This window comes from Janthinobacterium sp. P210006, from assembly GCF_036231885.1.
Lineage (GTDB): Bacteria > Pseudomonadota > Gammaproteobacteria > Burkholderiales > Burkholderiaceae_D > Janthinobacterium > Janthinobacterium violaceinigrum.
Genome location: NZ_JAZARD010000001.1, coordinates 1859619 through 1886591, shown reverse-complemented (window position 1 = coordinate 1886591; position 26973 = coordinate 1859619). Strand labels below are relative to the sequence as shown.

Sequence of the window (26973 nt, the reverse complement as noted above, 5' to 3'; positions counted from 1 at the left end):
TAAAAAAGGCACGGGCAAGCGCCCGTGCCCCGGGAAAGCGGCGGCAGAGTTTACACGACTACCTTACCTTGCCTTCTTTCCATGCCTGCAATAATTTATCGTAGGCAATCGTTTCGCCCTTCGGCTTTTCATTTGCCAGCTTTTTCCAGGGGGCGTGCTGGTCCGACAGGTACTGATTCGGGTCGCCCTTGGCATTGAGCTTCGGTGCGCACGCCTTCATGCCGGCCCGCTGCAGCCGCGCCATGACCTGGTCCATTTCCTCGGCCAGGTTATCCATGGCGGCTTGCGGCGTTTTTTCCGCCGTAATCGCCGTGGCCACGTTCTTCCACCACAGCTGGGCCAGCTTCGGATAATCGGGCACGTTGTTGCCCGTCGGCGTCCATGCCACGCGGGCGGGGCTGCGGTAGAACTCGATCAAGCCGCCGTATTCGTTCGCGTGTTTCGTGAAGTAATCGTGGCGGATGTCGGAATCGCGGATAAACGTGAGGCCGACGATCGATTTCTTCAGCGACACGGTTTTCGACGTGACGAACTGCGCGTACAGCCAGGCGGCCGCCTTGCGGTCATCGGGCGTGGACTTGAACAGGAACCAGGAACCCACGTCCTGGTAACCGTTCTGCATGCCCTCTTTCCAGTACGGACCGTGCGGCGACGGCGCCATGCGCCATTTCGGCGTGCCATCCTTGTTCACCACCGGCAAGCCCGGTTTCGTCATGCCGGCCGTAAATGCCGTGTACCAGAAGATCTGCTGGGCGATTTCGCCCTGCGCCGGCACGGGACCCGATTCCGAAAAATTCATGCCGTTTGCCTGCGGCGGCGCGTATTTCTTCATCCAGTCGATATATTTCGTCAGTGCAAAGACAGCAGCCGGCGAATTGGTGGCGCCGCCGCGCGACATGGACGCGCCCACGGGCGTGCACTTGTCGGCTGCCACCTTGATGCCCCATTCGTCGACGGGCATGCCGTTCGGAATACCCTTGTCGGCTGCGCCAGCCATCGACAGCCACGCATCGGTGAAGCGCCAGCCCAGCGATGGATCTTTCTTGCCGTAATCCATGTGGCCGTAGACTTTCTTGCCGTCCAGTTCCTTCACGTCATTGGTGAAGAAATCGGCGATGTCTTCATACGCGGACCAGTTCTGCGGCACGCCCAGCTCGTAGCCATACTTGGCCTTGAACTTCGCCTGCAAATCCTTGCGCGCGAACCAGTCGGCGCGGAACCAGTACAGGTTGGCGAACTGCTGGTCGGGCAATTGGTACACCTTGCCGTCCGGCGCCGTCGTAAAGCTGATGCCGATGAAATCCTTCAAGTCCAGGCCCGGATTCGTGTAATCCTTGCCCTTGCCCGCCATGTAGTCGGACAGCGGTTCCACGGCGCCATAGCGGTAGTGGGTGCCGATCAGGTCGGAATCGGAAATCCAGCCGTCATAGATGCTCTTGCCGGACTGCATGGAGGTTTGCAGCTTTTCCACCACGTCGCCTTCCTGGATGATGTCGTGGCGCACCTTGATGCCCGTGATTTCCTCGAAGGCCTTGGCCAGGGTCTTCGATTCGTAGACGTGGGTATCGATGGTTTCCGAGACCACGGAAATTTCCTTGATGCCCTTGGCTTTCAGCTTGGCCGCCGCATCGATGAACCATTTCATTTCAGCAAGCTGTTGCTGCTTGCTCAGGCTGGATGGCTGGAATTCCTTGTCGATCCAGGTTTGCGCCTGCTTGGCGTCGGCCAGGGCCGCATTCGACACGAGCATGGCCGCAGCCGCGAAGACCGTGAACTTCAATTTCATCGTGAATCTCCCTTATAGTTGTCATCCGGCCTGCCGGAGGCGGGCCGCTGTTTTCATCTACGACTTCACACATCCAACTAATTTGAAGCGCCTGACAGAAGCTTAGCGAGCGGCAGTGATTTGTGGCCGAGAAGCGCAACCGTACTTTAGTACGGTGAGCATCGCCGGCCGCAAAGCGCGCCGCGCAGTAGCTGATGTCTGGTGCCCTCACCCCCAACGCATTACCACCAACAACACTACAAAACTGATGCCCGCCCCGATGGCCTGCTGCATTTCCGTGAACCCCGCCCACGCCAGGTTCACGTAGGCGGCCGTGAGCAGCCCGATGAACAGGCGGTCGCCGCGCGTGGTGGGCATGGGCAGGAAACCCTTGCGTTCGATGCTGGGCGAACGGATTTGCCACACCGTCATGCCGGCCAGCATCAGGCCGATGCAAATGAAAAAGACGGCCACTTCCGGCGTCCACGCCATCCAGCCGAACAGGCTGGCCGTGCTATCGGTATTTTCCATGTCACACCCTCCCCATCGCAAAACCCTTGGCTATGTAATGCCGCACGAACCAGATCACCAGCGCGCCGGGCACGATGGTCAGCACGCCGGCCGCCGCCAGCACGCCCCAGTCCATGCCGGCCGCCGACACGGTGCGCGTCATGGTGGCGGCGATGGGCTTGGCATTGACGGACGTCAGGGTACGCGCCAGCAGCAGTTCCACCCAGCTGAACATGAAGCAGAAGAAGGCCGTCACGCCCACGCCCGACTTGATCATCGGCAAGAAGATGCGGATGAAGAAGCGGGGGAAGCTGTAGCCGTCGATATACGCCGTCTCGTCGATTTCCTTGGGCACGCCGGACATGAAGCCTTCCAGTATCCACACGGCCAGCGGCACGTTGAAGACCATGTGCGCCAGCGCCACGGCCAGATGCGTATCCATCAGGCCCACCGTCGAATACAGCTGGAAGAACGGCACGAGGAAAACGGCGGGCGGCGTCATGCGGTTGGTCAGCAGCCAGAAGAACAGATGCTTGTCGCCCACGAAGTTGTAGCGCGAGAACGCATATGCGGCCGGCAAGGCCACCGTGACGGACATCACCATGTTCAAGGCCACGTAAATCATGGAATTGATGTAGCCGCTGTACCAGGAACGGTCGGTAAAAATCGTGTGGTAGTTGGCGAACGTCAATTGCTGGGGCCACAGGCTCAGCACGCCGACGATTTCCTCGTTGGTCTTGAGCGACATGTTGAGCATCCAGTAGATGGGCAACAGCGAGCCCAGCAGGAAGACGATCAGGATGGTGCTGCTCATTTTCTTGTGCATCATTTCTGGTCTCCCGTGCCGACGCGCTGCATCCACGTGTACAGCACAAAGCAGAACAGCAGGATGATCAGGAAGTAAATCAATGAAAACGCGGACGCCGGCCCCAGGTCGAACTGGCCCACGGCCTTCTGCGTCAGGTATTGCGACAAAAAGGTGGTGGCATTGCCGGGCCCGCCGCCCGTCAGCACGAACGGTTCCGTATAGATCATGAAACTGTCCATGAAGCGCAGCAAGACGGCAATCATCAACACATTGCGCAGTTTCGGCAGCTGGATGTAGCGGAAAACGGCCAGGCGCGAAGCGCCGTCGATGCGGGCCGCCTGGTAATACGCGTCGGGAATGGCGCGCAAGCCCGCATAGCACAGCAGCACGACCAGCGGCGTCCAGTGCCAGATATCCATCACCATCACCGTCAGCCAGGCATCGAGCGAATTGCCGTTGTAATTGTAGTCAACACCGAGCTGGTTCAGCGTATAGCCCATCAGGCCGATGTCGCCGCGGCCAAAGATTTGCCAGATGGTGCCCACCACGTTCCAGGGAATCAGGAGGGGCAGCGCGATCAGCACCAGCGCCAGCGACGCCTTCCAGCCATCGGCCGGCATGCACAGGGCGATCAGGATGCCCAGCGGAATCTGGATGGCCAGCACGGAGCCGGAAAACAGCAGCTGGCGCAGCAAGGCGCTGTGCAGGTCGCCGTCGAGCATGACCATGCGGAACCACTCCGTGCCCACGAACACTTTTTGCGTGGGACTCAGGATATCCTGCACGGAATAGTTCACCACCGTCATCAGGGGCAGGATGGCGGAAAAGGCCACGCACAGCAGCACGGGCAGGATCAGTAGCCAGGCGCGGCGGTTGTTATCGGTTTTACCGTTATGTATCATCAGGCCACCCGCTTATCGTTGACATAGAAAAGGGTGCGTTGCGGCGGAAAGCGCAGCCGCACGGCATCACCAGGAGCGGCATCGATGGCGCGCAGCTTGGCCGCCACCGTCGCGCCGCCCAACTGGAATTCCGCCAGGTAATGCGTGCCCATGTTGCGCACGGCCGTCACCGTGGCGTCGAGGCAATGGTCGCCACCTTCGCCACCCTCGCCTGCCTTCACGCATGCGACGAACTCGGGCCGCACGCCCACCGTGATTTTTCCTTGCGCGCCCGACAGCGCCGCACGCGCGGCGGCGGACACGGCCAGCGGCTGGCCCGCCACGCGCACGCCGCCATCGTCCAAGGTGCAATCGAGCAAGTTCATGCCCGGGTTGCCGATGAAATAGCCGACAAACGTGTGCTCGGGCTCCTCGAACAGCGCTTGCGCGCTGCCCGTCTGCACCACTTCGCCCTGCGTCATGACGACCACCTGGTCGGCAAAGGTCAACGCTTCCACCTGGTCGTGCGTGACGTAGATCAGGGATAACTTCAGTTCGTGGTGGATTTCCTTGAGTTTGCGGCGCAGCAGCCATTTCAGGTGCGGGTCGATCACCGTCAGCGGTTCATCGAACAGCACGGCCGCCACGTCGGGGCGCACGAGGCCCCGGCCCAGCGAAATCTTTTGCTTGGCGTCCACGGACAAGCCGCTGGCGCGCAGCTTCAGGTCGCCCGTCAATTCCAGCATCTGCGCCACCTGCTGCACGCGCTTCTTGACCTCGCTCTCTTTCCAGCCGCGATTACGCAGCGGAAACGCCAGATTGTCGTGCACGGTCATGGTGTCGTAGATGACGGGAAACTGGAACACTTGCGCGATATTCCTCGCCTCGGTCGGCAGCTGCGTGACATCCTTGCCGTCGAACAGCACCTTGCCATGCGACGGTTTCACGAGGCCGGAAATGATATTGAGCAAGGTCGTCTTGCCGCAGCCGGACGGCCCCAGCAAGGCGTAGGCGCCGCCGTCGCGCCACTCCATGCTCATGGGCCGCAGCGCATAGTCGGCCGGTGCCGCAGGATTCGGTTTGTAGGCGTGGGCCAGGTCGACCAGTTCGATGCGCGCCATGTCAGATCCCCCCTGCCGACGCTGCGCGCGCGCCCGGCGCATACAGCAGTGCGCCGTCATCGGCAAAGATCAGCAAGGCGTGCGGCTGGCAATACACGGTGCAGGCGCTGCCGATCTCCAGGTTGTGCACGCCGCCCAGCTGCGCCACCAGGGCCAGCTCGCCGCGGCGCGCATGCACATAGGTTTCCGAACCGCTGATTTCCGCCAGGTCCACCTGCGCCGCGATGGGCACGTCGCCATCGGACTGGGGCGACAGATGCAGGCTGTGCGCGCGCACGCCGAGGATCACGTCGCGCCGCTCGCCCAGGCGGGCGCGCTGCTCGCCGCTCAAGTGGATCGCCAGGCCGTCGGCCGCCTGCGCCACGCCGTGCGCATCCACGCGCGCGGGAATCAGGTTGATGGGCGGATCGCTGAAGGTGCGCGCCACGTCGATGGAATTGGGCGCATTGAAAACGTCCAGGGTCGGCCCCTGCTGCAGCAGCCGTCCCTCGTGCAGCACGGCCACGTGGCCGCCCAGCTGCAGCGCTTCCAGCGGTTCCGTGGTGGCGTACACGACGGTCGTGCTGCCGCTGGAAAACAGTTCCGTCAATTCGCGCCGCAATTCCTCGCGCAGCTTGTAGTCGAGGTTGACCAATGGCTCGTCGAGCAGCAGCAACGATGCATCCTTGATCAGCGCGCGTCCCAGCGCCGTGCGCTGCTGCTGGCCGCCCGACAGTTCGCCCGGCGTGCGCTGCAGGTAGGGCGTGATGTGCAGGCGCTCGGCCAGCGCCAGCACTTTCGCGCGGATCTGTTCCTCGGGCACCTTGCGCAGGCGCAAGGGCGAAGCGATATTGTCGTAGACGGTGAAGGCCGGATAGTTGATGAATTGCTGGTACACCATGGCCAGGTTGCGCTTGCTGACGGGCACGCCCGTCACATCCACGCCATCGGCCGTGACCGTGCCCCCGCTGGGCTTGTCCAGGCCCGCCATCACGCGCATCAGGGTCGTCTTGCCGGCACGCGTGGTGCCCAGCAAGACGTTGATGGCGCCCGGCACCAACGCCAGCGACATCGGATATAAAAAGTCGTCAGCCCCCTGCTTCCTGCTGATCTTGTCCAGTACCAGTTGCACGCGATTCTCCTCCAGTGATGGTTTCTTATTCTTCGCCGCACCCTCTGCGGGGCGCGGTCGCCAGCGTGTTCGGTCTTGCTCCTACGGCAATAACGGGTGCTGCAACAGCCAGGCACCCAGCGTGTCCGCCGTCCCGCGCGGCAGGTGCAAGCCCAGCTTGGAGCGCCGCCACAGGATGTCGGCCGCGCTGACGGCCCATTCATGGCGCCGCAGATAATCGACTTCCGCCGCGTACAGGCCCGCGGCGATTTCCTCGCCCATGGCCGCCACGTCCTTGCGCCCCGCGAGCAGCCGATGGATGCGCGTGCCGTAGGCGCGCGCATAGCGCGCCACCAGCGCCGCCGGCAGCCATGCGTATTCGCGCTGCAAGTCCTGCACGAACTGGCCGAACTCGCGTACGGACCGGTTCTGCGGCGTGCTGCCGAACACGTCGCCGCCGGGCAGGCAGGCATGTTCCGTCCACGCGGGCTGCGCATTGCCGAGAATCGGCGCCAGCAAATCGAGCGCTTCCTCGGCCAGCTTGCGGAAGGTGGTGATCTTGCCGCCGAAAATGCTCAGCAGCGGCGCCCCTTCCTGGTCCAGCTCGAAACGGTAGTCGCGCGTCACGGCCTTGGCGTCGGCCGCCGCGTCTTCCACCAGCGGACGCACGCCCGCATACGTCCACACCACGTCAGCCGGCACAATGGGCTTGCTGAAATAGTAACTGGAAAGCTCGCACAAGTAACGAATTTCCTCGTCATCGATTTCCACCTTGCCGCTGTCGCCGTGGTAGTCGAGATCGGTGGTGCCGATCAGGGTGAAATCGTGCTCGTACGGAATGGCAAACACGATGCGCCCGTCCGGATGCTGGAAGATATACGCGTGATCATGCGCGAACAGGCGCTTGACGACGATATGGCTGCCTTTGATCAAGCGCAAATGCCGCCCCTGTCCGCCGGGCGCCGCCTGCTGCAGGAACTCGGCCGTCCACGGCCCCGCCGCATTGACGACGCTGCGCGCGCGCATCATCGTCTGCCTGCCGCCCGCGTGCTGCAAGGTGGCCAGCCAGGACCCCCCCTCGCGCGCCAGCGCCGTGCAGCGCGTCTGCGTCAAAACGTGCGCGCCCTTGTCCGCCGCGTCGATGGCGTTCAGGACCACCAGGCGCGCATCGTCGACCCAGCCATCGGAATACACGAAGCCCCGCTTGAATTCGGGCTTGAGCGGTTTCCCCGCCGCGTGGCGCGTCAGGTCGATGCCGTGCGAGGCGGGCAGGATTTCCCGCTTCGCCAGCATGTCGTAGAGGAACAGGCCGGCGCGTATCAGCCAGGCGGGACGCTGGCCCCGCGCATGCGGCATGACGAAGCGCAGCGGCCACATGATGTGCGGCGCCGAGCGCAGCAGCACTTCGCGCTCGACCAGCGCCTTGCGCACGAGGCCGAACTCATAGTATTCGAGGTAGCGCAGGCCGCCGTGTATCAGCTTGGTGGACGCGGACGACGTGTGGGCGGCCAGGTCGTCCTTTTCGCACAGCACCACGGACAAGCCCCGGCCCGCCGCGTCGCGCGCGATGCCGGCGCCATTGATGCCGCCGCCCACCACCAGCACGTCGCATTCCATCGCTGTCTCCACACCTTGCTGTGCTGCGGCCATCGGGACTCCATGTCTGTCAGGGAAAGGCCGGCGAGGAAAGACTAGGCATCGCCGGCGACTGTCGTTAAGATCAATACAGATGCATTTCGAATGCAATATGGATAAGATACGCCAGAATACGAACCCATAGCAACATATTTTCAATACTATTTGTTCGTTTTTGTTCGTTTGTGATTTTTAAAGAGACCGCCCATGATTTTGAATCCCCGCCAGCGCCGCCTGCTCGAAGTGGTGCGCCAGAAGGTCACCATGTCCGTCGAAGAGCTGGCCCAGCAGCTGGACGTGACGCCGCAGACCGTGCGCCGCGACGTCAAGCAGATGGAAGAAGCGCGCCTGCTGGCCCGCTACCACGGCGGGGTCGGCTTGCCCTCGTCCGTGGAAAACATCGATTACAGCCAGCGGCAAGTGTTCAACAGCGACGCCAAGCGGCGCATCGCCGCCGCCGTCGCCGCGCAAGTGCCGCACGGCTGTTCGCTGCTGATCAATATCGGCACGACCACCGAGGAAGTGGCGCGCGCGCTGGGACGGCACACGGGCTTGCACGTGGTGACGAACAACCTGAACGTGGCCGCCATCCTGGCCGACAACGCGGCCTGCGAAGTCATCGTGGCCGGCGGCGTGGTGCGCGGGCGCGACCGCGGCATCGTGGGCGAAGCCACCATCGACTTCATCCGCCAGTTCAAGGTCGACATCGGCATCATCGGCATTTCCAGCATCGACGAAGACGGCAGCCTGCGCGACTTCGACGCGCGCGAAGTGAAGGTGGCGCAAGCCATCATCGAACAGTCGCGCGAAGTGTGGCTGGTGGCCGACCAGCACAAGTTCGGCCGCAAGGCACTGGTGCGCCTGGCCGACCTGGCGCAAGTCGATATCCTGTTTACGGATGCGCCGCCGCCGCCCCGCTTTGCCCAGGTCTTGCGCGACGCCAGCGTGAAAGTGCACGTCGCCGCCTGACGCTGGCCGTCGCCGGGCGGGACAGGCATCCGCTTCTCAGTGCGCGATGGCAAGCTTGCCGAAGTGGCGCCCGCCGGCGCCCAGCTCCGCGTACGCGGCGGCCGTGTCGTCGATGCCGAACACGCGGTCGATGACGGGCACGATGCCGTGCGCGGCGATGGCCTGGGCCGCCTGCGCCAGGTCGGCCACGGAACCCGTGTTGTTGCCGACGATGCGCAAGGCCTTGACGATGACGGGCAGCAGATCGATGCTGGCGGCCGTGCCGCCGACAAACCCCACCGTGAAGACGGTGCCGCCCATCGCCGCCGCATTGAGCGAGCGCGCGATGGTGGCGCCGCCCACCGTCTCGACCACCAGGTCGGCACCCCGCCCGCCCGTCAGTTTCAGCACCTCTCCATCCCAGGCCGGCGTGGCCCGGTAATTGATCAGGTGATCGGCGCCCAGCTGGCGCGCGCGTTCCAGCTTTTCATCGCTGGACGACGCCAGGATCACCGTGGCGCCCGACGCCTTGGCGAACTGCAGCGCAAAGATGCTGACGCCACCCGTTCCCAACAGCAGCACCACCGATCCGGGGCGCACTTGCGCCGAACGCACGGCATTCCAGGCCGTCGTCGCCGCGATGGGCAGGGCCGCGCCCTGGACGAAATCCAGGTGGGCCGGCAAGGCGACCAGGCTGGCCGCGGGGACGGCCACGTACTCGGCCAGCGAACCGGGCAAGGTGACGCCCCGCATCGCGCCCACGTTGTGCGGCGTGATGGCCCCGCCCTGCCAGTGCGGCATGAAGTGGGGGATGACGCGGTCGCCCACGGCCAGGCCGCTGACGCCCTCGCCCAGCGCCGCCACGTCGCCCGCGCCGTCGGCGACGGGGATCAGCGGAAAGGCCGCGCCGGCAAAGCTGCCCGTGGCAATTGCCACGTCCAGGAAATTGAGCGTGGCGGCGCGCATGCGCAGCAGCACCTCGCCCCGGCCCGGCTGCGGTTCGGGCAGCGCGGTCTGGCGAAACGCGGCAAGGGAGGGAGCGGTCAGTTGGATGGCTTTCATGGTCTGTTCTCAGGCGATATGTATGAGGGTGGCCGCAGGCTTGCGGGAAAAACAACAGTGTCATTTAAAATCATGAATAGATAAACTATGGTTTACTTCATTGATTTAACACTAGGGATTGCCAATGGATTTGCTCGACAGCATGAAGGTGTACGTACTGGCCGTTGAAAAAGGCAGCCTGAGCGCTGCCGCGGCCGCCAGCGCGATCTCCGCGACGATGGCCGGCAACCACTTGCGGACGCTGGAAAAGCGGCTGGGCATGCAACTGCTCCACCGCACCACCCGGCGCCAGCACCTGACCGCCTTCGGCGAGGATTACTACGCGCGCTGCAAGGAAATCCTCAGGCTGGTGGCGGAAACCGATGTCCAGGCGCAAAACCTGCAATTGGCGCCCGCCGGCAAGCTGCGCATCACGGCGCCGCTGACCTTCGGCGCGGAAGCGCTGATGCCCGCCATGGCCGTGTACCTGGAGCGCCATCCCCAGGTGAGCATCGACGTGTCCCTGAGCGACCGCGTGGCCGACCTCGTGGAAGAAGGCTTCGAGGCCGCCATCCGTATCGGCCAGCTGCCCGATTCGTCGCTGATCGCCAGGCCGCTGGCGCCCTACCGGCTGATGATCTGCGCCTCGCCCGACTACCTGGCGCGCAGGGGTAAGCCGCGCGAACCGGCCGACCTGAGCCGGCACGAATGCCTGTCCTTCTCGCCTGCAGCCCTGGCGCACTGGCGCCTGACGGGCGAGGACGGCGTTTGCAGCGTGCCCGTCTCGGGCCGCCTGCAAGTCAATCACGGCCAGGCGCTGCGCGTTGCCGCCTTGCATGGCATGGGTATCGTGCTGCAACCGGCCTTCCTGCTGGAAACGGACGTGCGGGCGGGCCGCCTGGTGCAGCTGTTTCCCACGCATGCACTGCCCAGCCGCCCCTTGAGCGTGGTCTACCTGCCGGACCGCTATCGCTCGCCCAAGTTGCGCAGCTTCGTCGATTTTCTGGTGGAACGCTTCAGCTGAGTGGTGCCGCAAACAACATGTGCTATTCGACATCAGGTGCCCGTTGAAATATTTATCAATTCGGCAAAAATCATGTTACCATTGATGCAACATGAGTTATTTTTTTAATCTTCCTCTCCGGCAATACGATTAGTCGCTTGATATTGCTTTTTATCTATCTGGAGCAAGAAAAACAGGAAAAACTCTTTGCCGGTAAGTGATTTCCTGTGAAAACAGTGTTAGAAATACCTCAAGCACGATGATTGTTCCCAAACAAACCACTCGACAGCAAGCGTGAAGGCCTTAACCATGCCGGCAACGCCGCCCAGTGAAGGAAAAGAAATGAGCCATAATTTTGAAACGGCCGCCATGCCGCAAACCGCCCATTCCAACAGCGTCCCCGTCAGCGAGCTGGAAGCCCATCTCGGCTACTGGCTGCGCTTCGTCTCCAACCACGTTTCCCACAGCTTCCAGAAAAAAGCGGAAGCCAACGGCGTGACGGTGTCCGAATGGGTGGTGCTGCGTGAAATGTTCCGCCTGGGCTGCACCTCGCCCACGGTGCTGGCGCAGGTGTCGGGCATGAGCAAGGGCGCCGTGTCAAAGCTGATCGACCGCCTGGAAAGCAAGGGCATGGTCAGCAAGTCCATCCTGCTGGCCGACCGCCGCCAGCACTCGATCGAACTGACCACGGAAGGCGAAGCGCTGGTGCCCGTGCTGGCCGAGATGGCCGACCAGAACGACGAAGAATTCTTCGGCAAGCTGCCGCGCCAGCTGCGCGACGACCTGCTCGAAGCGATGAAGGAAGTGGCGCGCACGCATCAGCTCAAGAGCGTGCCCCTGAATTAAGCCAGTGTGCGGCAAGGGTGAGACGGTGGCGCCGGCGCTTCGGCTATGATGCAGGCCTGACCGTCTTCCAGGAATACGCATGGCCCTGCATATCGAAACTCCCCTGCTCAACTCGCGCGCCCTGAGCCTGCACAGCGAACGCGCCATCTGGCTCAAGCTCGAAGCCTTGCAGCCGCCCGGCTCCTTCAAGATCCGCGGCATCGGCCTGGCCTGCGAAGAATACGCACGGCGCGGCGCCAGCCGTTTCATCTCCTCTTCCGGCGGCAATGCCGGCATCGCCGTCGCCTATGCGGGCCGCCAGCTGGGCATACCCGTCATCGTCGTCGTGCCGGAAACGACCAGCGAACGGGCGCGGGCCCTGATCGCGCAGGAAGGCGCCGAAGTCATCGTGCACGGCGCCGCCTGGCAAGAGGCCAACGCGCTGGCGCAATCGATGCTCACGCCGCAGGACGCCTTTCTGCACCCGTTCGACGACCCGCTGCTGTGGCAGGGCCATGCGGGCATGATCGATGAAGTGGCCGGCGCGGGCCTGAAGCCGGACGCCGTGGTGCTGTCGGTGGGCGGCGGCGGCCTGCTGGCCGGCGTGGCCGAAGGCTTGCAGCGCAATGGCTGGGACGACGTGGCCCTGGTGGCCGTGGAAACCGAAGGCGCCGTCTCGCTGGCCGCCGCCGTGGCCGCGCGCGAACACGTGGCCCTGCCCGCCGTGAGCAGCATCGCCACCTCGCTGGCCGCGCGCCAGGTCTGCGCGCAGGCATTCCACATCAGCCAGACGCGCCCGCTGCACAGCGTGGTGGTGTCGGACCGCGCCGCCGTCGACGCCTGCCAGCGGTTTATTACCGACCAGCGCCTGGTGGTGGAGCCGGCTTGCGGCGCCGCGCTGGCGGCCGTCTATGGCAAGGCGCCGCAGCTGGCGCCCTACCGCAATGTGCTGGTCATCGTGTGCGGCGGCGTGACGGCCACCACGCAGCAGCTCGATCACTGGACTGCTACCCTGTAAAACCTACGGCGCCGCCTCGAGCAGCGCCACGCCGTCGCGGCCCTGGCCCTTGGCTTGATACAGGGCCTGGTCGGCCAGGTCCAGCAGCAGCGCCGGCGTCAGCGCGCCTTCGTGGAAGAGGGCGATGCCGATGCTGGTCGTTACGGGCAGCGGGCCGCCGGCCAGTTCGAATGGCTGGCGGATAGCGTCGATGATCTTCGCGCCGATCTGGCCCACTTCGGCCGCGCTTTTCACGCCCTCGAAAACGATCACGAATTCATCGCCAGCCAGGCGCGCCACCAGGTCGCTGGCGCGCACGCTGCGCACCAGGCGCGCAGCGAATTCCTTCAGCACCTCGTCGCCCGCATGGTGTCCCAGGCTGTCGTTGATGGCCTTGAAGCGGTCGATATCGAGATAGGCCAGCGCCATCGGCGCGCGCGTGGCGCGCGTGCGCTGCATGCTTTGCGCCAGCTGTTCATCGAAGCGGCGACGGTTGGCGATGCCCGTCAGCGTGTCCGTGGCGGCGGCAAACTGCAGCGCCGTGTGCACGGCCTTGGTCTTGGTGATTTCATGGATCAGGCCATACACGCCGGCCACCGCGCCGCTGTCGTCCACATGGGGCACGTAGCTGGTCTGGAAGGCGCGCCGGCCCCTGCCCTGCGCGCCCTCGCTTTCGCCCTCGATATCGCCGTCGACGGTAAATTCGAACTCCACCTCCTCGCCCGAGAAGGCGCGCCGCAGGTAGGCTTCGCGCAACTGGTACGCTTCCTCGCCCAGCACCTCGCGGATGGAATGCATCAGGCTTTCCTTGCGCGACATGCCGAACCATTTTTCAAACGTGGCGTTGATGAACTGGTAGCGGTGCTCGCGGTCGATGTAGACGATCACCACGGGCACGTGGTCGGTCAGCAGCTTCAATCGCCGCTCGCTGTCGCGCGTCTGCGCCTCGGCGATTTCGCGCTCGGCCACCAGCGAGTAAAAATCGCGGCTCAAGTCGCCGATCTCGTCGCGCCGCTCGATCTGCAGCGCTTCGATGCCCAGGCGCTGGCGGCGGATCTGGTGCACCTGGCGGCGCAGGCGCTCCAGCGGTTGCAGCAGGCGCAGCACCACGCGCCAGCCGGCCAGTCCCGCCAGCAGCGCCAGCAGCACGGCGGCCAGCAGTATCCTGCTGCGCATCGCATGCAAAGGCGCAAAAGCTTCGTGCATCGGATACACCGAGGCCAGTATCCAGCCCGTGGCGGCGATGCGGTGATAGGCGAACAAGGCATCGACGCCTTGCGTGGTGGTACCCGTCAGCCAGCCCTCGAAGCCCTGCATGGCGCGCCGCGTCGGTTCGCTGACAGGGCCATTCGCTTCGATATGCTGCATGATGCGCGACTTGTCGGGATGCTCGACGATGACGCCTTCGCTGGTCATGATGTACAGGTAGCCGCCCGTGCCAGGCTTGAGCGCCCCCAGGCGCCCCAGGAAATCGGGCTGGCGCAGGTTCACGCTGGCCGCCAGCACATAGCGCACGCCGCCCTGCGCGTCGAACACGGGCTGCGTCACCACCACGATGGGCATGCCGGAAATGCTGCCGTTGAGCGGCGCGGAAATCACCGAGCGCCGCGTCGCCAGCGTCTGTTCGAAATACGGGCGGCCCTTCAGGTTCAGCCCCGCCTGCGGCTTGAACGGACTCACGCTGGCCAGGACCAGGCCGTCGATGCCGACCACGCCGGCCGAATAGAATTCCTTGCTCAGCACCGTTTGCGCGGCCAGGAAGCGCTGCAGGCTGGCGCCATCGTGCGCGTCGCTGGCCGCCAGGCTGTCCGCCATCGCGCGCAGCACATTGCGCTTGGCGTCGAGTTCTTCATCGATGAAGACGGCGGCGCTGGCCAGCGATACGTATTGCTGGCGGCCCGTCACGTCGCGCATGCCGCGCTCGGCCACGCTCAGGGTGGCCAGCGCCAGCGACGCCACGGCGGCCAGCACGAGCAGGAAGACGACCACGCTCATGCGCGCCTTCAGGCTGGCGGGCAAGCGCCTGCGCAGCAGTGTGCGCAATCTCATACGCATCGCCGCCCCGCCGTTACAGCCGCTGCTGCAAAAGCCGGCACAGGCGTTCGACCGATTCTTCCAGCGCCAGCACCTGGGTGTCGAGGCTCAGCGCGGGCGACAGCGGTGCTTCGTAGGGCGCGGAAACGCCCGTAAATTGCGCGATCTGGCCTGCGCGCGCCTTCGCATACAGGCCTTTCGGATCGCGCGCCTCGCATTCGGCAACGGGCGTGCTGATATGCACTTCGATGAACTGCGCAGCGCCGACGATGGCGGCGGCCATGGCGCGGTCGGCGCGGTACGGCGAAATGAAGGCGGCGATGACGATCAGGCCCGCCTCGTTCATCAGGCGCGCCACTTCGGCCGTGCGGCGGATATTCTCATGCCGGTCTTCCGGCGTAAAACCCAGGTCGCGGTTCAGGCCATGCCGCAGCTGATCGCCGTCGAGCATCGCCACGGCCCGGCCCTGCGCCTTCAGCGCCTGCGCCAGCGCCAGCGCAACGGTGGTCTTGCCGGCGCCGCTCAAGCCCGTCAGCCAGACCGTGGGGTGTTGTACTGCTGTCATCACACTGCCTCTCTGTTATAGAGCAGGCAATATAACAAAGCCGTGCCGGAAAGGACAGATTTTCAGGCCGCGCTGCGCACCTCAAGCAGCAACTGTCGTATCTCCGGTACGCAAGAGCCGCAGTTGCCGCCCGCCTTGACGCAGGTCGTCACCTGCGCCGTCGTCGTCAGCCCCTGCTCCCGGATGGCCGCGCAAATGGTGTTGCGCCCCACGCCAAAGCACGAGCACACGGTGGCGCCGGCGTCGACGCCCTTGCCGATGGGCTGGCCCAGCAGCACGCCGGCGCGGTCCGCCGCGTCCATCTGCGCGTGCGCAAACAGGCTGGCCAGCCAGCTGCGCGACGGCAGGTCGGGCCGCGGCGACACATACACGCACTGCGCGATGCGCCCCTCTTCCAGGTGCACGGCGCGGTACACGCCGGCGCTGGCGTCCGCGTAATCGAGCCAGTCGGCATGTTCGTCCGCCACACCCAGCAGCGCGCGCGCCCAGGCGCCCAGGTCGCCGATGCGCTGGCGCCCCGCCAGCTCGTAGCGCAGGAACTGCTCGCCCTGGATGCGCGTCCAGTGCGCCACGCCATCGAGCGCCAGGGGCGTGCGGCTCAGCACGAACGCATGCCAGTGCACGCGGAACTGCTCGATGCGCACGGGCGTATGCTTGAATTCGGGCTCGCCCGAGACGGGGTCGACGGCCGGATTGACGACGGCGCCCACGCGCGCGTCGGACGCATTCGCGTCGCTCCAGTGGATGGGCACGAAGACCTGGCCGCGCGCGATGCCTCCGCCGTGCACGACCCGCGCCACCATCGCGCCCCAGGCGCTGGAAATGCGCGCCAGTTCGCCTTCGCGCACGCTGTACAGCAGCGCATCCTGCGGGTGGATGTCGATGAACGCCTCGGCCACGTGGCCGGACAGTTTCGCCGCCTTGCCCGTGCGCGTCATCGTATGCCACTGGTCGCGCACGCGGCCCGTGTTCAAGATCAGCGGATAGTCTTCGCCGGGCAGGTTCTGCGGCGCGCGCGGCGCCGTGGGAATGAAGCGCGCGCGCCCGTCCGCATGCGCGAAACGGCCATCGCCGAACAGGCGCGCCTGGCCCTGCGGCCACTGCTGCGGCAGCAAGCCATCGTACTGCGCACCGGTCAGCCCCACCAGGTGGCTCAGGTTGAACAGGCGCGCCAATGCCCCCTCGTTGCGGAAGGCGGACAGGCGCACATGCTCGTCGAAGATGGCCTGCGGCGACGCGAAATCGAAGCCCGCATGGCCCATGCGCGTGGCCACCTCGCACAGCACCTGCCAGTCGGCGCGCGCTGCGCCCGGCGCCGGCAGGAAGGCCCGCTGGCGCGAGATGCGGCGCTCGGAATTAGTCACCGTGCCATCCTTTTCGCCCCAGCCCAGCGCCGGCAGCAGCACGTGCGCATGCGCATTCGTGTCCGACTGCGCGCTGATGTCCGACACCACCACCAGTTCGCATTGACTCAGCGCGCGGCGCACCTGGTCGGCATCCGGCATGCTCACCAGGGGATTGGTGGCGATGATCCACACGGCCTTCACCGTGCCCGCCTCGACGGCATGGAACAGGTCCACCGCCTTCAGGCCAGGTTTGGCGGCGATGCGGGGCGAATTCCAGAACGACTGCACCGTTTCGCGGTGCCGGGGATTGTCCAGCTCCAGGTGCGCCGCCAGCATATTGGCCAGGCCGCCCACTTCGCGCCCGCCCATGGCGTTCGGCTGGCCCGTGAGGGAAAACGGCCCCATGCCGGGCTGGCCGATGCGGCCCGTCGCCAGGTGGCAGTTGATGATGCTGTTGACCTTGTCCGTGCCGCTCGACGACTGGTTCACGCCCTGCGAAAAGGCCGTGACGACCTTGCGCGTGGCGGCAAACGCCTGGTAAAACGCCAGCAAGGCGTGCGGGTCGACCTTGCACATGGCCGCCACCTGCAGGGGGTCGCCGCAGTCCACGTGTGCGGCTGCCAGCGCTTCGTCCAGCCCCGCGCTATGCTGGGTGACGAAAGCGCCGTCGATCGCGCCTTCCTTCGCCAGGTAGCACAACAAGCCGTTGAACAGCCACACGTCGGTGCCCGGCTTGACGGGCAGGTGCAGATCGGCCAACTCGCAGGTGGCCGTGCGGCGCGGGTCGATCACCACCAGTTTCATGTGCGGCCGGCTTTCGCGGATGCGCGCGATGCGCTGGAACAGGATGGGATGGCACCAGGCCGTGTTCGAGCCCACCAGCACGACCATGTCGGCCAGCTCCAGGTCGTCGTAGCAGCCGGGCACGATGTCTTCGCCGAATGCGCGCTTGTGGCCCGCCACGGCCGACGACATGCACAGGCGCGAATTGGTGTCGATATTCGCGCTGCCCACGTAGCCCTTCATGAATTTATTGGCCACGTAATAATCTTCCGTCAGCAGCTGGCCCGAGACATACAGGGCCACGGCGTCGGGGCCGTGTTCGGCGATGATGGCGCGCAAGCCGCCCGCCACCTGGTCCAGCGCAGCATCCCAGGAAGCGGGCCGCAGCACGCCGTCCACGCGCACCTGCGGCTGCAGCAGGCGGTTGTCGAGACCGGCCGTATCGCCCAGCGCCGAGCCTTTCACGCACAGGCGTCCCAGGTTGGCGGGGTGGCTGCTGTCGCCGGCGATGCGGATGGCGCCGTCGGGCAGGCGCGCCGCTTCCACGCCGCAGCCGACGCCGCAGTACGGGCAAGTGGTTTTCACGGGCGGGCAAGTCGTCATGGGGATTCCAGTCAGGCGGCCTGGCCGCACAGGGCCTGGCCAAACAGAAGGTGGGAACGCAGCGCGCCGATGTCGCGGCGCTGCTGGATCAGGTCGAAATACCAGGGCCCGTCCTGCACGTCGCCATACAGCACGGCGCCCACCAGGCGGCTACCCTGCACCACCAGGCGCTTGTAGACGCCCCGGCGCGGGTCGCGCAGCACCAGGTCTTCGCTGCCCTCGCCGCCGAGGATATCGCCGGCCGAATACAGGTCGATGCCCGTCACTTTCAATTTGGTGGCGCTGGCCTGCTGCACGTAGCGCCGATGACCGGCGCCGGCCAGGTGCGCGCCGCACACGCGCGCCTGCTCCCAGATGGGCGCGACCAGGCCGAAGGTGGCGCGCCGGTGCTGCACGCATTCGCCCACGGCGTACACGCGCGGATCGTAGCTTTGCAGGCAATCGTCGACGACGATGGCCCGTTCGCAGTGCAGGCCCGCCGCTTGCGCCAGCCCGATGTTGGGGCGCACGCCGGCCGTCATCACCACCAGGTCGGCGGGAATGCTGCTGCCGTCCGCAAACTGCACGCCTTCCACGCGGGTGCCGCCCAGAATGGCGGACGTTTGCGCCTGCATCAGGAAACGCAGGCCGCGCGCTTCCAGCGCCGTTTTCAGCAGCATCGATGCCGGTGCATCCAGCTGCTGGTTCATCAGGGCGCCGCTCATGTGCACCACGGTGACGTCCATGCCCTGGCGCTGCAAGCCGTTGGCCGCTTCCAGGCCCAGCAAACCGCCGCCGATGACCACCGCGTGGCGGTGCGTGCGCGCCGCCTGCAGCATGGTGTCGACGTCGCTGATGTCGCGAAAGCCGATCACGCCCGGCAACTGGTGGCCCGGCACGGGCACGATGAACGGCGTGGACCCTGTCGCCAGCAGCAGGCGGTCGTAGCGCACCGCGATGCCCGACAGCGCTTGTACCGTGCGCGCCTGGCGGTCGATGCGCACGACGGGGTCGCCCGCGTGCAGGGTGATGCCGTGCTGCGCATACCAGTCGCGCGTATGCAGCATGATGTCGTCCACCGTCTTTTCGCCGGCCAGCACGGGCGACAGCAGGATGCGGTTGTAATTGCCGTGCGGCTCGGCGCCAAACACGGTGATGTCATACAGGTCCGGCGCGAGTTTCAGCAGCTCTTCCACCGTGCGCATGCCGGCCATGCCGTTGCCGACCACCACCAGCGAGGGACGCGCAGTGGCCCTGACTGGCGGGTTCACAGCGCCACCCACACCATGTCGGCAAACACGCGCGCGGGCCAGGCGGCCACGGAGTGCTCGGGCGCTTCGATGCACTCGCCGCTGGCCAGGTCGAAATGCTGCTTGTAGATGGGCGAGGCGACGACGACGCGCTCGCCGATGCTGCCCACGAGCCCCCGCGACAGCACGGAAGCGCCCGCGTTCGGGTCGACATTGTCGATGGCGTACACGCGCGGCGACGCGTCGCCGACGCGGAACACGGCCACGTGGCGCCCGCCGAGCAGCGCGCACACGCCCGTGTCGGGCACGATGTCGCTCAAGGGACAGATGGCCACCCAGTTGTCGGCGGTGGCGCCGGCCAGTTCATTCATCGCATTCATGCTTCAAGCCTCCACGGCAAGGATGGGGATCACGGTGCTGCGGCGTTCGATTTCCGTGGCGGGCCGGATCTGGCCCCGCTCCTCGACGAACACCACGTTGTCATCGTGCTTGTCGCTGTTGACGAAATGGCGGAAACGCTGGCGCACGGCGGGGTCAGTGACGGCTGCCTGCCATTCGCAGGCATAGGTGTCGACCACGTGCTGCATGTCCGCCTCCAGCTCGTGCGCGATGCCAAGGCGGTCATCGACGATGACGCGCTTGAGATAATCGAGGCCCCCTTCCAGGTTGTCGCGCCACACGCTGGTGCGCTGCAGGCGGTCGGCCGTGCGCACGTAGAACATCAGGAAGCGGTCGACATAGCGCACCAGGGTGGCTTCATCGAGGTCCGATGCGATCAGTTCCGCGTGGCGCGGCTTCATGCCGCCATTGCCGCACACGTACAGGTTCCAGCCCTTTTCCGTGGCGATCAGGCCCACGTCCTTGCCCTGCGCCTCGGCGCATTCCCGCGTGCAGCCGGACACCCCGAACTTGATCTTGTGCGGCGTGCGCAAGCCCTTGTAGCGGTTTTCCAGCTGAATCGCAAAACCCACGCTGTCGGCCACGCCGTAGCGGCACCAGGTGGAGCCGACGCACGATTTGACCGTGCGCAGCGACTTGCCGTAAGCGTGGCCCGATTCGAAGCCGGCCGCGATCAGCTCTTCCCAGATGGCCGGCAGCTGCTCGACGCGCGCGCCGAACAGGTCGACCCGCTGGCCGCCCGTGATCTTGGTATATAAACCGTATTTTTTCGCCACCATGCCCACGGCGATCAAGCCGTCGGCCGTCACCTCGCCACCCGGCATGCGGGGTACCACCGAGTACGTGCCATCCTTCTGGATATTGCCGAGGAAGTAATCGTTACTGTCCTGCAGGCTCGCATGCACGGGCAAGAGGATGAAATCGTTCCAGCACGAGGCCAGGATATTCGCCGCCACGGGCTTGCACACGTCGCAACCGAGACCCTGTCCATGCGCGGACAGCAGCGCGCCGAAGCTGCGGATCTTGCCGACGCGGACCAGGTGGTGCAGCTCCTGGCGCGAGTAGGCAAAGTGCTCGCACACGTGGTTGTTCACTGCCAGGCCCTGCTTCTGCATTTCCGCCTTCATGATCTGCGTCACCAGCGGCACGCAGCCGCCGCACGCGGTGCCGGCTTTCGTGCAGGATTTTAATGCGCCGATGCTGGTGGCGCCATCGGCGACGGCCGCGCACAGCGCGCCTTTCGACACGTCGTTGCACGAGCAGATCTGCGCCGACGCGGGCAAGGCCTCCACGCCCAGGCCCGCTCTTTGCTGGCCGTCCGGCTGCGGCAGGATCAGGAACTCGGGCGATGCCGGCAGCTCGATTTTATTCAGCATCATCTGCAAGAGCGTGCCGTACTCGCTGGCGTCGCCCACCATCACGCCGCCCAGCAGATACTTGCCGCAATCGGAAACGACGATCTTCTTGTAGATCTGCTTGCGCTCGTCCATGAACTGGTAGGAGCGGCTGCCCGGCGCGTTGCCGTGCGGGTCGCCCAGGCTGGCCACGTCCACGCCCATCAATTTGAGCTTGGTGCTCATGTCGGCGCCCTTGAACGACGCTTCGCCCTCTTCCTGCAGCACATGGCGCGCGCAAATGCGGGCCATTTCATAGCCGGGCGCCACCAGGCCGAACACGAGGCCGCCCCACAGCGCGCATTCGCCGATCGCATAGATATCGGGGTCGGACGTGACGCAGCTGTCGTCGATGGCGATGCCGCCCCGCGGCCCCACGTCCAGGCCGCAGGCGCGGGCCAGCTCGTCGCGGGGGCGGATGCCGGCCGAAAAGACGATCATGTCCGCTTCCAGGTGGCTGCCGTCGGCAAACTGCATGCGGTGCGTGGCCGCTTCGCCGTCGACGATGGCCAGGGTATTTTTTTGCGTGTGCACGGTCACGCCCAGCTCCTCGATCTTGCGGCGCAGGACGCGCGCGCCGCCCTCGTCCACCTGCACGGCCATCAGGCGCGGCGCGAATTCCACCACGTGGGTGTCGAGCTTCAGGTCGCGCAAGGCTTTCGCGCATTCGAGACCCAATAGCCCGCCGCCGATCACCACGCCCGTGGCGGACTTGGCGCCCCAGGCCAGCATGGCTTCCAGGTCTTCGATGGTGCGGTAGACGAAGCAGCCGTCGCGGTCCTTGCCCGGCAGCGGCGGCACGAACGGCGTGGAGCCGGTGGCGAACACCAGCTTGTCGTAGGCGAGAATTTCTCCCGTGCTGGCCGTGACGGTCTTCGCCGCGCGGTCGATGGACACGGCACGCGCATTGAGCTTCAGCACGAGGTTGTCCTTGTCGAAGAAGCCGGGCGCCACCAAGGAGAGGTCCTCGGCGGATTTGCCGCTGAAAAATTCGGACAGGTGCACCCTGTCGTAGGCGGGACGCGGCTCTTCGCACAGCACCGTCACCGACAAGCCCGCATTGGTTTCCAGCGCCAGCCGTTCGAGGAATTTATGTCCGACCATGCCATGGCCCAGCACGACGATGTTCAGGGAGTGGTTCATTGCTGTCTCCTCAGGCCGCGGCCATGTTCGGTTCGGCCGCTTCGCGCGTAAAACGCACGGCGATGGCGCACAAGGCCGAGATCACCACCAGCGCGCTGAGGATGGTCAATGTCTGGCGGATGTCGCCCGTGCCCTTCATCAGGAAGCCCGCCGCCACGGCGCCCACGTTGCCGCCCGCGCCGATGATGCCGGCCACGCCGCCCAGGGCGCGGCTGTCGATGAAAGGCACAAGCGCGTAAGTGGCACCGCACGCCATGTGGGTGAACAGGCCGAAGACCAGCATGGCGATGACGGCATAGGTGACGCTGTCGACTTTCGCAAACCACAGCAAGCCCACGCCTTCGCCTATCATCAGCATGAACAGCAAGGTCACGCGGCTGTTCAGATTGCCGCGCAGGGCCAGTTTGTCCGACAGCCAGCCGCCCAGGGCGCGGGCAAACAGGGCCAGCAGGCCGAAGCTGCCGGCGGCCAGGCCCGCCGATTTCAGCGACAGGCCGAAATGGTCGACGTAATACACGGCGGCGATGTTATGGATGAAGATCTCGATGCCGAAGCAGGCGCCGTAGGTGACGAACAGCAGCCACACGCGGTAGTTGGCGCTGGCCGCCTTGAAGCTGTCCCAGCCCCCCTTCTTCCCCCCTTCAATGGCCACGCCAGCCGCGCGCAAGTCCGAGTAATTGCCTTCCGGGCAATCCTGCGTGTAGCGCCAGTACAGGGCAGCCATGACCAGCATCAGCACGCCCGGCACCAGCAGGGCCACGCGCCAGCCCAGCGATTCGGATACGCCCAGCATCAGCACGGCGCCCAGCAGCAGCGGCATCAGCGCCTGCGCCGCCCCGCCGCCCGCATTGCCCCAGCCGGCCGCGGCCGCATTTGCCGTGCCCACCACGCGGGGCGCGAACATCACGGAGGTGTGATATTGCGTGATGACAAAGCTGGCACCCACGGCGCCGATGCCCAGGCGGAAGAACAGGAAGCTTTCATAGCTTTGCGAGGCAGCCACGCCCAGCACGGGGATGGCGCCCAGCAGCAGCAAGCCCGTGTAGGTCTTGCGCGGGCCGTAGCGGTCGCACAAGGGTCCCACGATCAGGCGCACGAGGATGGTGATGGCGACGGCCGCGATATTGATATTCGCCACTTGCGCCAGGGACAGGCCGAACTCGCCCTTGATGACCGGCATCAGCGGCGCGCAGGCGAACCAGGCGAAGAAACACACGAAAAATGCCATCCACGTCAGGTGGAATGCCCGCATGGGCGGCGTGGCGAGGGAGAAGAGCGCGATGCGCGTTGCTTTTTGGCTGGCCATGATAGGTTCCCGAAGTATCCCGTTGATAAAACAAAACGGCGCCCGCCCCCGCCGATGAAAAATCAGCCAGAGCGGACGCCGTTGTCCAGGTGGTCCGTCGTTGGACCGTTGTGCGTTTATTCAGGGGATCGCCGTTGATCCGTCCCTTCTGTTTAGCAAGCGCCGTGCCAGCTTCTCCGCCGGGCACGCAGCGCCATTCGCACCGGCTTTGCGCCAGATCATGGCCAATCACGGTGCAAGCACGCCACTTGCTGGTGCATGCGGGAACCGACACGTGGCATGTCTTGTCTAACTACCATCTGAAGCAGGTGCGGGAGGCCACGATGCTCAAGACACTGCGCCGCCGATTTTGGAAACACGCGCCCTGGCCGCCATGGCTCGCTTGCGTGTGCGCTGGCGTGTTGCTCATTACGTGGAGCAATACTGCCGCCGCGCAAGAGCCGAAGGAACACAGCGAACTCGATGCCACCGTCGTTGCCCCCTTCCGCGCCGCCCCCGGCGAACGGAGCACGCAGGCGCGCACCTTTCTGGTCCGCCTCGCCTACCCCGACGAGGGCCGCCCCCACGCGGTGCGCTGGACCGTGACCCTGGCCGGCCCGGGGCCGCAAGGCGCCGTGCTGCGGCGCTGGTCGGGTACGGCGCAGGTGGGAGCAGGCGGCCAGAGCATCAGCTTGCCCTGGGATGGCCGCGCCGACGCCGATGCGCGCGAACGGCGCGTGCGGGTGCCGGACGGCCTGTACCAGCTGCGCCTGGTAGCCGTGGCCGATGCCGGCACGCCGCAGCCAGCACTGGTGGAACAGCAATGGCCCATCCAGGTGTTGCGGGGCCGCGGCACGGCGCCTGACGTGCCCGCCTTCCAGGCGGGCCTGCAGCAACTGCCCAGCCTGGATGGCCAGGCGGACTACCGCATCGTCTACGCCAACCTGCACAGCCAGACGCGCCACAGCGACGGCGGCGCGCCACTCGATGCCTGCCATGGCGCGCAAGACCCGCAAACGGGGCTCTACGGCCCCATCGACGCCTATCTATACGCGCAGCAACATGGGCTCGATGCCCTGATGACGTCCGAACACAACCATATGTATGACGGGTCCGACGGCACCAACGGCGCTGCCGTGCCGGCCGAAGCAAAGGCCCTGTACCAGACGGGGCTGGCCGAAGCGGCTGCGTATTCGGCCGCCCATCCCGGCTTCCTGGCCCTGTACGGCATGGAATGGGGCGTCATCAACCAGGGCGGCCATTTAAATATCTTCAATAGCGAGCAGTTGCTGGGCTGGGAAAGAAATACCAGTGGGGAACTGCTGGCCGATGTGGAAACGCCGAAGAGCGATTACGCGGGCCTGTATGCGCTGATGCGCGAACGGGGCTGGATCGGGCAATTCAACCATCCCGCCTATGCGGGCCAGTTTCTCGTCGATGGCCAGCCGCTGGGCTACACGCCGGATGGCGACGCGGCCATGGTGCTGTGCGAAGTGATGAACACGTCCGCCTTTTCCACGAACGACGCGGAAACGGAAACGCGGCGCAGCAACTACGAGGCGGCCTGCAACCGGGCCCTGGCGGCCGGCTACCATGTGGCCTTCAGCAGCAACCAGGATAACCACTGCGCCAACTGGGGCGCGGCCTACGGCAACCGCACGGCCGTGCTGGTGGCCAGCCCGGCCGCCGGCATGCCCGTGTCGCGCGACGGCTTCCTCGAAGCATTGCGCGCGCGCCGCGTGTTTGCCACCATGGACAAGCATGCGCAGCTGCTGTTCACGGCCAACGGCAAGCCGATGGGCGAGCGTTTCGACAACCACGGTCCCTTGCACCTGGCCATCAGTTTCAGCAACAGCGCAGGACGGCAAGCGGCCGCCATCGCCATCTTCCATGGCGTGCCGGGCGGCAATGGCTCCGTGACGGCCCTGTCGGACCAGGCCGAGCTCACCGTCACGCCCGCGCCCGGCCCCCATTTCTATTACGCGCGGCTGACGCAGGACGACGGCAATATCGTCTGGTCGGCGCCCGTATGGGTCAATCAGTTGCCGTGACGGTGACAGCGGGGGCGGCATGCCGGGCCATCAGTTCGGCCACCCAGTCGATGAAGACGCGCAGTTTCTTGCTGACATGGCGATTCGGCGGATAGGCGAGATAGAGCGGCATGGCGTCGACCGTCCATGCCTGGAACAACGGCAGCAGCTCGCCCCTGGCCACGTGCTGCCGCGCCATATAATCGGGCAGCCACAGCACGCCTAGCCCCGCCACCCCGGCCGCCAGGTAGGCGTTGCCATCGTCGATCGACAGCACGTACTGGCCATGGATCTTCACGCTCTTGCCCTCGCGGTGCATCACGTACGGAAAGCCGTTGCCGCTGCGTCCCCAGCGAAAGCGCACGATGCGGTGCGCGCTGTCCTGCAAGTCCAGCGGATGCATGGGCGTGCCCACCCGTTGCAGGTAGGCAGGCGCCGCATACACGCCCAGTGGCAAGTCGGCAAGCTTGCGCGCCATCAGCGACTGGTCGGTGATGTCACCGCCGCGTATCACGCAATCGACATTGTCGCCGATCACGTCGACCATGCGGTCGCTGGCGCCCATGTCGAGCACGATATCAGGATACCGCGCATGAAACCCGGGCAGCGCCGGCACCAGCAGCAAAGCGGCGAGCGGACTGGGTACGTCCACGCGCAACTGGCCCCGTGGCAAGGCAGCGGCATGCGGCAAGCTCGTTTCGATTTCTTCCAGGGTGTCGAGCACCTGCACGATGCGCTCGTAGTAGACGGCGCCATCGGCCGTCACATTGACCTTGCGCGTGGTGCGGTTCAGCAGCTTCAGGCGCAGCCGCGCCTCGAGCTGCTGCACCAGCTGCGTCACCGTGGTGCGGCTCATATGCAAGGTCGCGGCCGCCCGCGTAAAACTGCCCGTTTCGACCACCCGCACGAATGCCCGCATCGTATCCAACTTGTCCATCCATACCTCCGCCGCCCGATTGTTTGGATTATACAAATAGTGCAGACGATAATGGCCGCTTTATCAGCAGGACGGCAGCAGATAAAGTGTTCTCCAGGCAGCAACTTCGCTGCATCAACAAAGGAAAGCTGATGAAACGCGACGTCGTATTCCCTCCGGGCCGCCAAGCCCTGTATGAGCAGAACCGCTATTCGCCCGCCGTGCGCGCCAACGGCCTGCTGTTCGTGTCGGGACAGGTCGGCAGCCGCGAAGACGGTTCGCCCGAACCCGGGCTCGAAGCCCAGGTCCGGCGCGCCTTCGACAACCTGAATGCCATCTTGCAGGCGGCCGGCTGCTCGTTCGACGACGTGCAGGACGTGACCATCTTTATCGTCGACCCGCAGGCCAACTTCCAGCGCATCTGGGATATCGTGCAAGCCGATTACTGGGGCGCAGCCCCCCACCCCACCGTCACGGCCGTTGGCGTGACGTGGCTGTATGGTTTCCAGTTCGAGATCAAGGTAGTGGCCAGGCTGCCTGGCCAGCACACTGCCCCCGGCAGCGTGGAGGAAAAATAGCGGCAGGTTTTCCCTCGCACGATTGCCCGCTGCAAGGTGCGCTG

General features: G+C 65.3%; 22 protein-coding genes. 6 read left to right on the top strand and 16 right to left on the bottom strand.

Annotated features, from left to right (window positions below; all coding sequences use genetic code 11):
- Positions 1-58 precede the first annotated feature (58 nt).
- The 7 genes from VPH41_RS08395 to glpD all read right to left on the bottom strand — a co-directional run bounded on the left by VPH41_RS08395 (position 59) and on the right by glpD (position 7825).
- Complete coding sequence (locus VPH41_RS08395) at positions 59-1786, bottom strand: ABC transporter substrate-binding protein (protein WP_152282448.1); 1728 nt, start codon at positions 1784-1786, stop codon at positions 59-61.
- Positions 1787-1993: 207 nt separating this feature from the next.
- Positions 1994-2296, bottom strand: coding sequence for a DUF2160 domain-containing protein (locus VPH41_RS08390; protein ID WP_405002798.1), 303 nt, complete (start codon positions 2294-2296; stop codon positions 1994-1996).
- Between the two features lies 1 nt (position 2297).
- Positions 2298-3104: a carbohydrate ABC transporter permease gene (locus tag VPH41_RS08385; RefSeq protein ID WP_152282449.1), complete on the bottom strand. Its 807-nt coding sequence runs from the start codon at positions 3102-3104 to the stop codon at positions 2298-2300.
- Positions 3101-3985, bottom strand: a complete 885-nt coding sequence (locus VPH41_RS08380; RefSeq protein ID WP_328569574.1) for a carbohydrate ABC transporter permease — start codon at positions 3983-3985, stop codon at positions 3101-3103. Before VPH41_RS08380 ends, VPH41_RS08385 begins: the two co-directional genes overlap by 4 nt.
- Complete coding sequence (locus tag VPH41_RS08375; RefSeq protein ID WP_328569573.1) at positions 3985-5085, bottom strand: ABC transporter ATP-binding protein; 1101 nt, start codon at positions 5083-5085, stop codon at positions 3985-3987. The genes VPH41_RS08380 and VPH41_RS08375 overlap by 1 nt, the downstream gene beginning before the upstream one ends.
- Position 5086: 1 nt before the next feature.
- A complete protein-coding gene (locus tag VPH41_RS08370; protein ID WP_328569572.1) occupies positions 5087-6196 on the bottom strand; it encodes an ABC transporter ATP-binding protein in 1110 nt (369 codons plus the stop codon).
- 81 nt (positions 6197-6277) lie between these two features.
- The gene (glpD, locus tag VPH41_RS08365; RefSeq protein ID WP_328569571.1) at positions 6278-7825 is read right to left on the bottom strand and encodes a glycerol-3-phosphate dehydrogenase; all 1548 of its coding nucleotides are present in this window, start codon (positions 7823-7825) and stop codon (positions 6278-6280) included.
- A 192-nt stretch (positions 7826-8017) separates the two neighbouring features.
- Here glpD and VPH41_RS08360 point away from each other — a divergent pair, with 192 nt between their 5' ends.
- Positions 8018-8779: a DeoR/GlpR family DNA-binding transcription regulator gene (locus VPH41_RS08360; RefSeq protein WP_193317096.1), complete on the top strand. Its 762-nt coding sequence runs from the start codon at positions 8018-8020 to the stop codon at positions 8777-8779.
- Positions 8780-8815: 36 nt separating this feature from the next.
- Here the strand turns inward: VPH41_RS08360 and VPH41_RS08355 are convergent, their stop codons facing one another.
- Positions 8816-9820, bottom strand: coding sequence for a zinc-dependent alcohol dehydrogenase family protein (locus VPH41_RS08355; RefSeq protein WP_328569570.1), 1005 nt, complete (start codon positions 9818-9820; stop codon positions 8816-8818).
- Positions 9821-9944: 124 nt separating this feature from the next.
- On the opposite strand from VPH41_RS08355, the gene VPH41_RS08350 reads away from it, so the two are divergent.
- The 3 genes from VPH41_RS08350 (at position 9945) to VPH41_RS08340 (ending at position 12645) form a co-directional block, all read left to right on the top strand.
- On the top strand, positions 9945-10823 hold the full coding sequence (locus VPH41_RS08350) for a LysR substrate-binding domain-containing protein (protein WP_328569569.1): 879 nt from the start codon (positions 9945-9947) through the stop codon (positions 10821-10823).
- Positions 10824-11144: 321 nt separating this feature from the next.
- Positions 11145-11648: a MarR family winged helix-turn-helix transcriptional regulator gene (locus VPH41_RS08345; RefSeq protein WP_152282455.1), complete on the top strand. Its 504-nt coding sequence runs from the start codon at positions 11145-11147 to the stop codon at positions 11646-11648.
- A 79-nt stretch (positions 11649-11727) separates the two neighbouring features.
- A complete protein-coding gene (locus VPH41_RS08340; RefSeq protein WP_328569568.1) occupies positions 11728-12645 on the top strand; it encodes a pyridoxal-phosphate dependent enzyme in 918 nt (305 codons plus the stop codon).
- A 3-nt stretch (positions 12646-12648) separates the two neighbouring features.
- Here the strand turns inward: VPH41_RS08340 and VPH41_RS08335 are convergent, their stop codons facing one another.
- The 7 genes from VPH41_RS08335 to VPH41_RS08305 all read right to left on the bottom strand — a co-directional run bounded on the left by VPH41_RS08335 (position 12649) and on the right by VPH41_RS08305 (position 23426).
- Positions 12649-14673, bottom strand: coding sequence for a diguanylate cyclase domain-containing protein (locus VPH41_RS08335; protein ID WP_328569567.1), 2025 nt, complete (start codon positions 14671-14673; stop codon positions 12649-12651).
- A 19-nt stretch (positions 14674-14692) separates the two neighbouring features.
- The gene (cysC, locus tag VPH41_RS08330; protein ID WP_328569566.1) at positions 14693-15223 is read right to left on the bottom strand and encodes an adenylyl-sulfate kinase; all 531 of its coding nucleotides are present in this window, start codon (positions 15221-15223) and stop codon (positions 14693-14695) included.
- Between the two features lie 62 nt (positions 15224-15285).
- A complete protein-coding gene (locus VPH41_RS08325) occupies positions 15286-17955 on the bottom strand; it encodes a molybdopterin-dependent oxidoreductase (RefSeq protein ID WP_328569565.1) in 2670 nt (889 codons plus the stop codon).
- Between the two features lie 11 nt (positions 17956-17966).
- Positions 17967-19205, bottom strand: a complete 1239-nt coding sequence (locus tag VPH41_RS08320; RefSeq protein WP_328569564.1) for an NAD(P)/FAD-dependent oxidoreductase — start codon at positions 19203-19205, stop codon at positions 17967-17969.
- Positions 19202-19555 (bottom strand): nitrite reductase small subunit NirD, encoded by a 354-nt coding sequence (gene nirD, locus VPH41_RS08315; RefSeq protein WP_442906238.1) that lies wholly within the window; start codon positions 19553-19555, stop codon positions 19202-19204. The genes VPH41_RS08320 and nirD overlap by 4 nt, the downstream gene beginning before the upstream one ends.
- Positions 19556-19567: 12 nt before the next feature.
- A complete protein-coding gene (gene nirB, locus VPH41_RS08310; protein WP_328569562.1) occupies positions 19568-22120 on the bottom strand; it encodes a nitrite reductase large subunit NirB in 2553 nt (850 codons plus the stop codon).
- 10 nt (positions 22121-22130) lie between these two features.
- A complete protein-coding gene (locus VPH41_RS08305) occupies positions 22131-23426 on the bottom strand; it encodes an MFS transporter (protein ID WP_328569561.1) in 1296 nt (431 codons plus the stop codon).
- Positions 23427-23824: 398 nt separating this feature from the next.
- Between VPH41_RS08305 and VPH41_RS08300 the strand changes: the two genes are divergently transcribed.
- On the top strand, positions 23825-25456 hold the full coding sequence (locus VPH41_RS08300) for a CehA/McbA family metallohydrolase (protein ID WP_328569560.1): 1632 nt from the start codon (positions 23825-23827) through the stop codon (positions 25454-25456).
- Here the strand turns inward: VPH41_RS08300 and VPH41_RS08295 are convergent.
- Complete coding sequence (locus VPH41_RS08295) at positions 25440-26372, bottom strand: LysR family transcriptional regulator (RefSeq protein WP_328569559.1); 933 nt, start codon at positions 26370-26372, stop codon at positions 25440-25442. The genes VPH41_RS08300 and VPH41_RS08295 overlap by 17 nt on opposite strands.
- A gap of 128 nt (positions 26373-26500) precedes the next feature.
- On the opposite strand from VPH41_RS08295, the gene VPH41_RS08290 reads away from it, so the two are divergent.
- Complete coding sequence (locus tag VPH41_RS08290; protein ID WP_328569633.1) at positions 26501-26929, top strand: RidA family protein; 429 nt, start codon at positions 26501-26503, stop codon at positions 26927-26929.
- The last annotated feature ends 44 nt before the right edge of the window (positions 26930-26973 follow it).

Excerpts from the sequence above, each read along its gene's own strand:
- VPH41_RS08335 (WP_328569567.1), bottom strand. The coding sequence starts at position 14,673 with ATGAGATTGCGCACACTGCTGCGCAGGCGCTTGCCCGCCAGCCTGAAG.
- nirD (WP_442906238.1), bottom strand. The coding sequence starts at position 19,555 with ATGAATGAACTGGCCGGCGCCACCGCCGACAACTGGGTGGCCATCTGT.
- VPH41_RS08325 (WP_328569565.1), bottom strand. The coding sequence starts at position 17,955 with ATGACGACTTGCCCGCCCGTGAAAACCACTTGCCCGTACTGCGGCGTC.
- VPH41_RS08345 (WP_152282455.1), top strand. The coding sequence starts at position 11,145 with ATGAGCCATAATTTTGAAACGGCCGCCATGCCGCAAACCGCCCATTCC.
- VPH41_RS08355 (WP_328569570.1), bottom strand. The coding sequence starts at position 9,820 with ATGAAAGCCATCCAACTGACCGCTCCCTCCCTTGCCGCGTTTCGCCAG.
- VPH41_RS08305 (WP_328569561.1), bottom strand. The coding sequence starts at position 23,426 with ATGGCCAGCCAAAAAGCAACGCGCATCGCGCTCTTCTCCCTCGCCACG.
- glpD (WP_328569571.1), bottom strand. The coding sequence starts at position 7,825 with ATGGCCGCAGCACAGCAAGGTGTGGAGACAGCGATGGAATGCGACGTG.
- VPH41_RS08350 (WP_328569569.1), top strand. The coding sequence starts at position 9,945 with ATGGATTTGCTCGACAGCATGAAGGTGTACGTACTGGCCGTTGAAAAA.
- VPH41_RS08375 (WP_328569573.1), bottom strand. The coding sequence starts at position 5,085 with ATGGCGCGCATCGAACTGGTCGACCTGGCCCACGCCTACAAACCGAAT.
- VPH41_RS08395 (WP_152282448.1), bottom strand. The coding sequence starts at position 1,786 with ATGAAATTGAAGTTCACGGTCTTCGCGGCTGCGGCCATGCTCGTGTCG.
- cysC (WP_328569566.1), bottom strand. The coding sequence starts at position 15,223 with ATGACAGCAGTACAACACCCCACGGTCTGGCTGACGGGCTTGAGCGGC.
- VPH41_RS08360 (WP_193317096.1), top strand. The coding sequence starts at position 8,018 with ATGATTTTGAATCCCCGCCAGCGCCGCCTGCTCGAAGTGGTGCGCCAG.
- VPH41_RS08390 (WP_405002798.1), bottom strand. The coding sequence starts at position 2,296 with ATGGAAAATACCGATAGCACGGCCAGCCTGTTCGGCTGGATGGCGTGG.
- nirB (WP_328569562.1), bottom strand. The coding sequence starts at position 22,120 with ATGAACCACTCCCTGAACATCGTCGTGCTGGGCCATGGCATGGTCGGA.
- VPH41_RS08385 (WP_152282449.1), bottom strand. The coding sequence starts at position 3,104 with ATGATGCACAAGAAAATGAGCAGCACCATCCTGATCGTCTTCCTGCTG.
- VPH41_RS08295 (WP_328569559.1), bottom strand. The coding sequence starts at position 26,372 with ATGGACAAGTTGGATACGATGCGGGCATTCGTGCGGGTGGTCGAAACG.
- VPH41_RS08380 (WP_328569574.1), bottom strand. The coding sequence starts at position 3,985 with ATGATACATAACGGTAAAACCGATAACAACCGCCGCGCCTGGCTACTG.
- VPH41_RS08340 (WP_328569568.1), top strand. The coding sequence starts at position 11,728 with ATGGCCCTGCATATCGAAACTCCCCTGCTCAACTCGCGCGCCCTGAGC.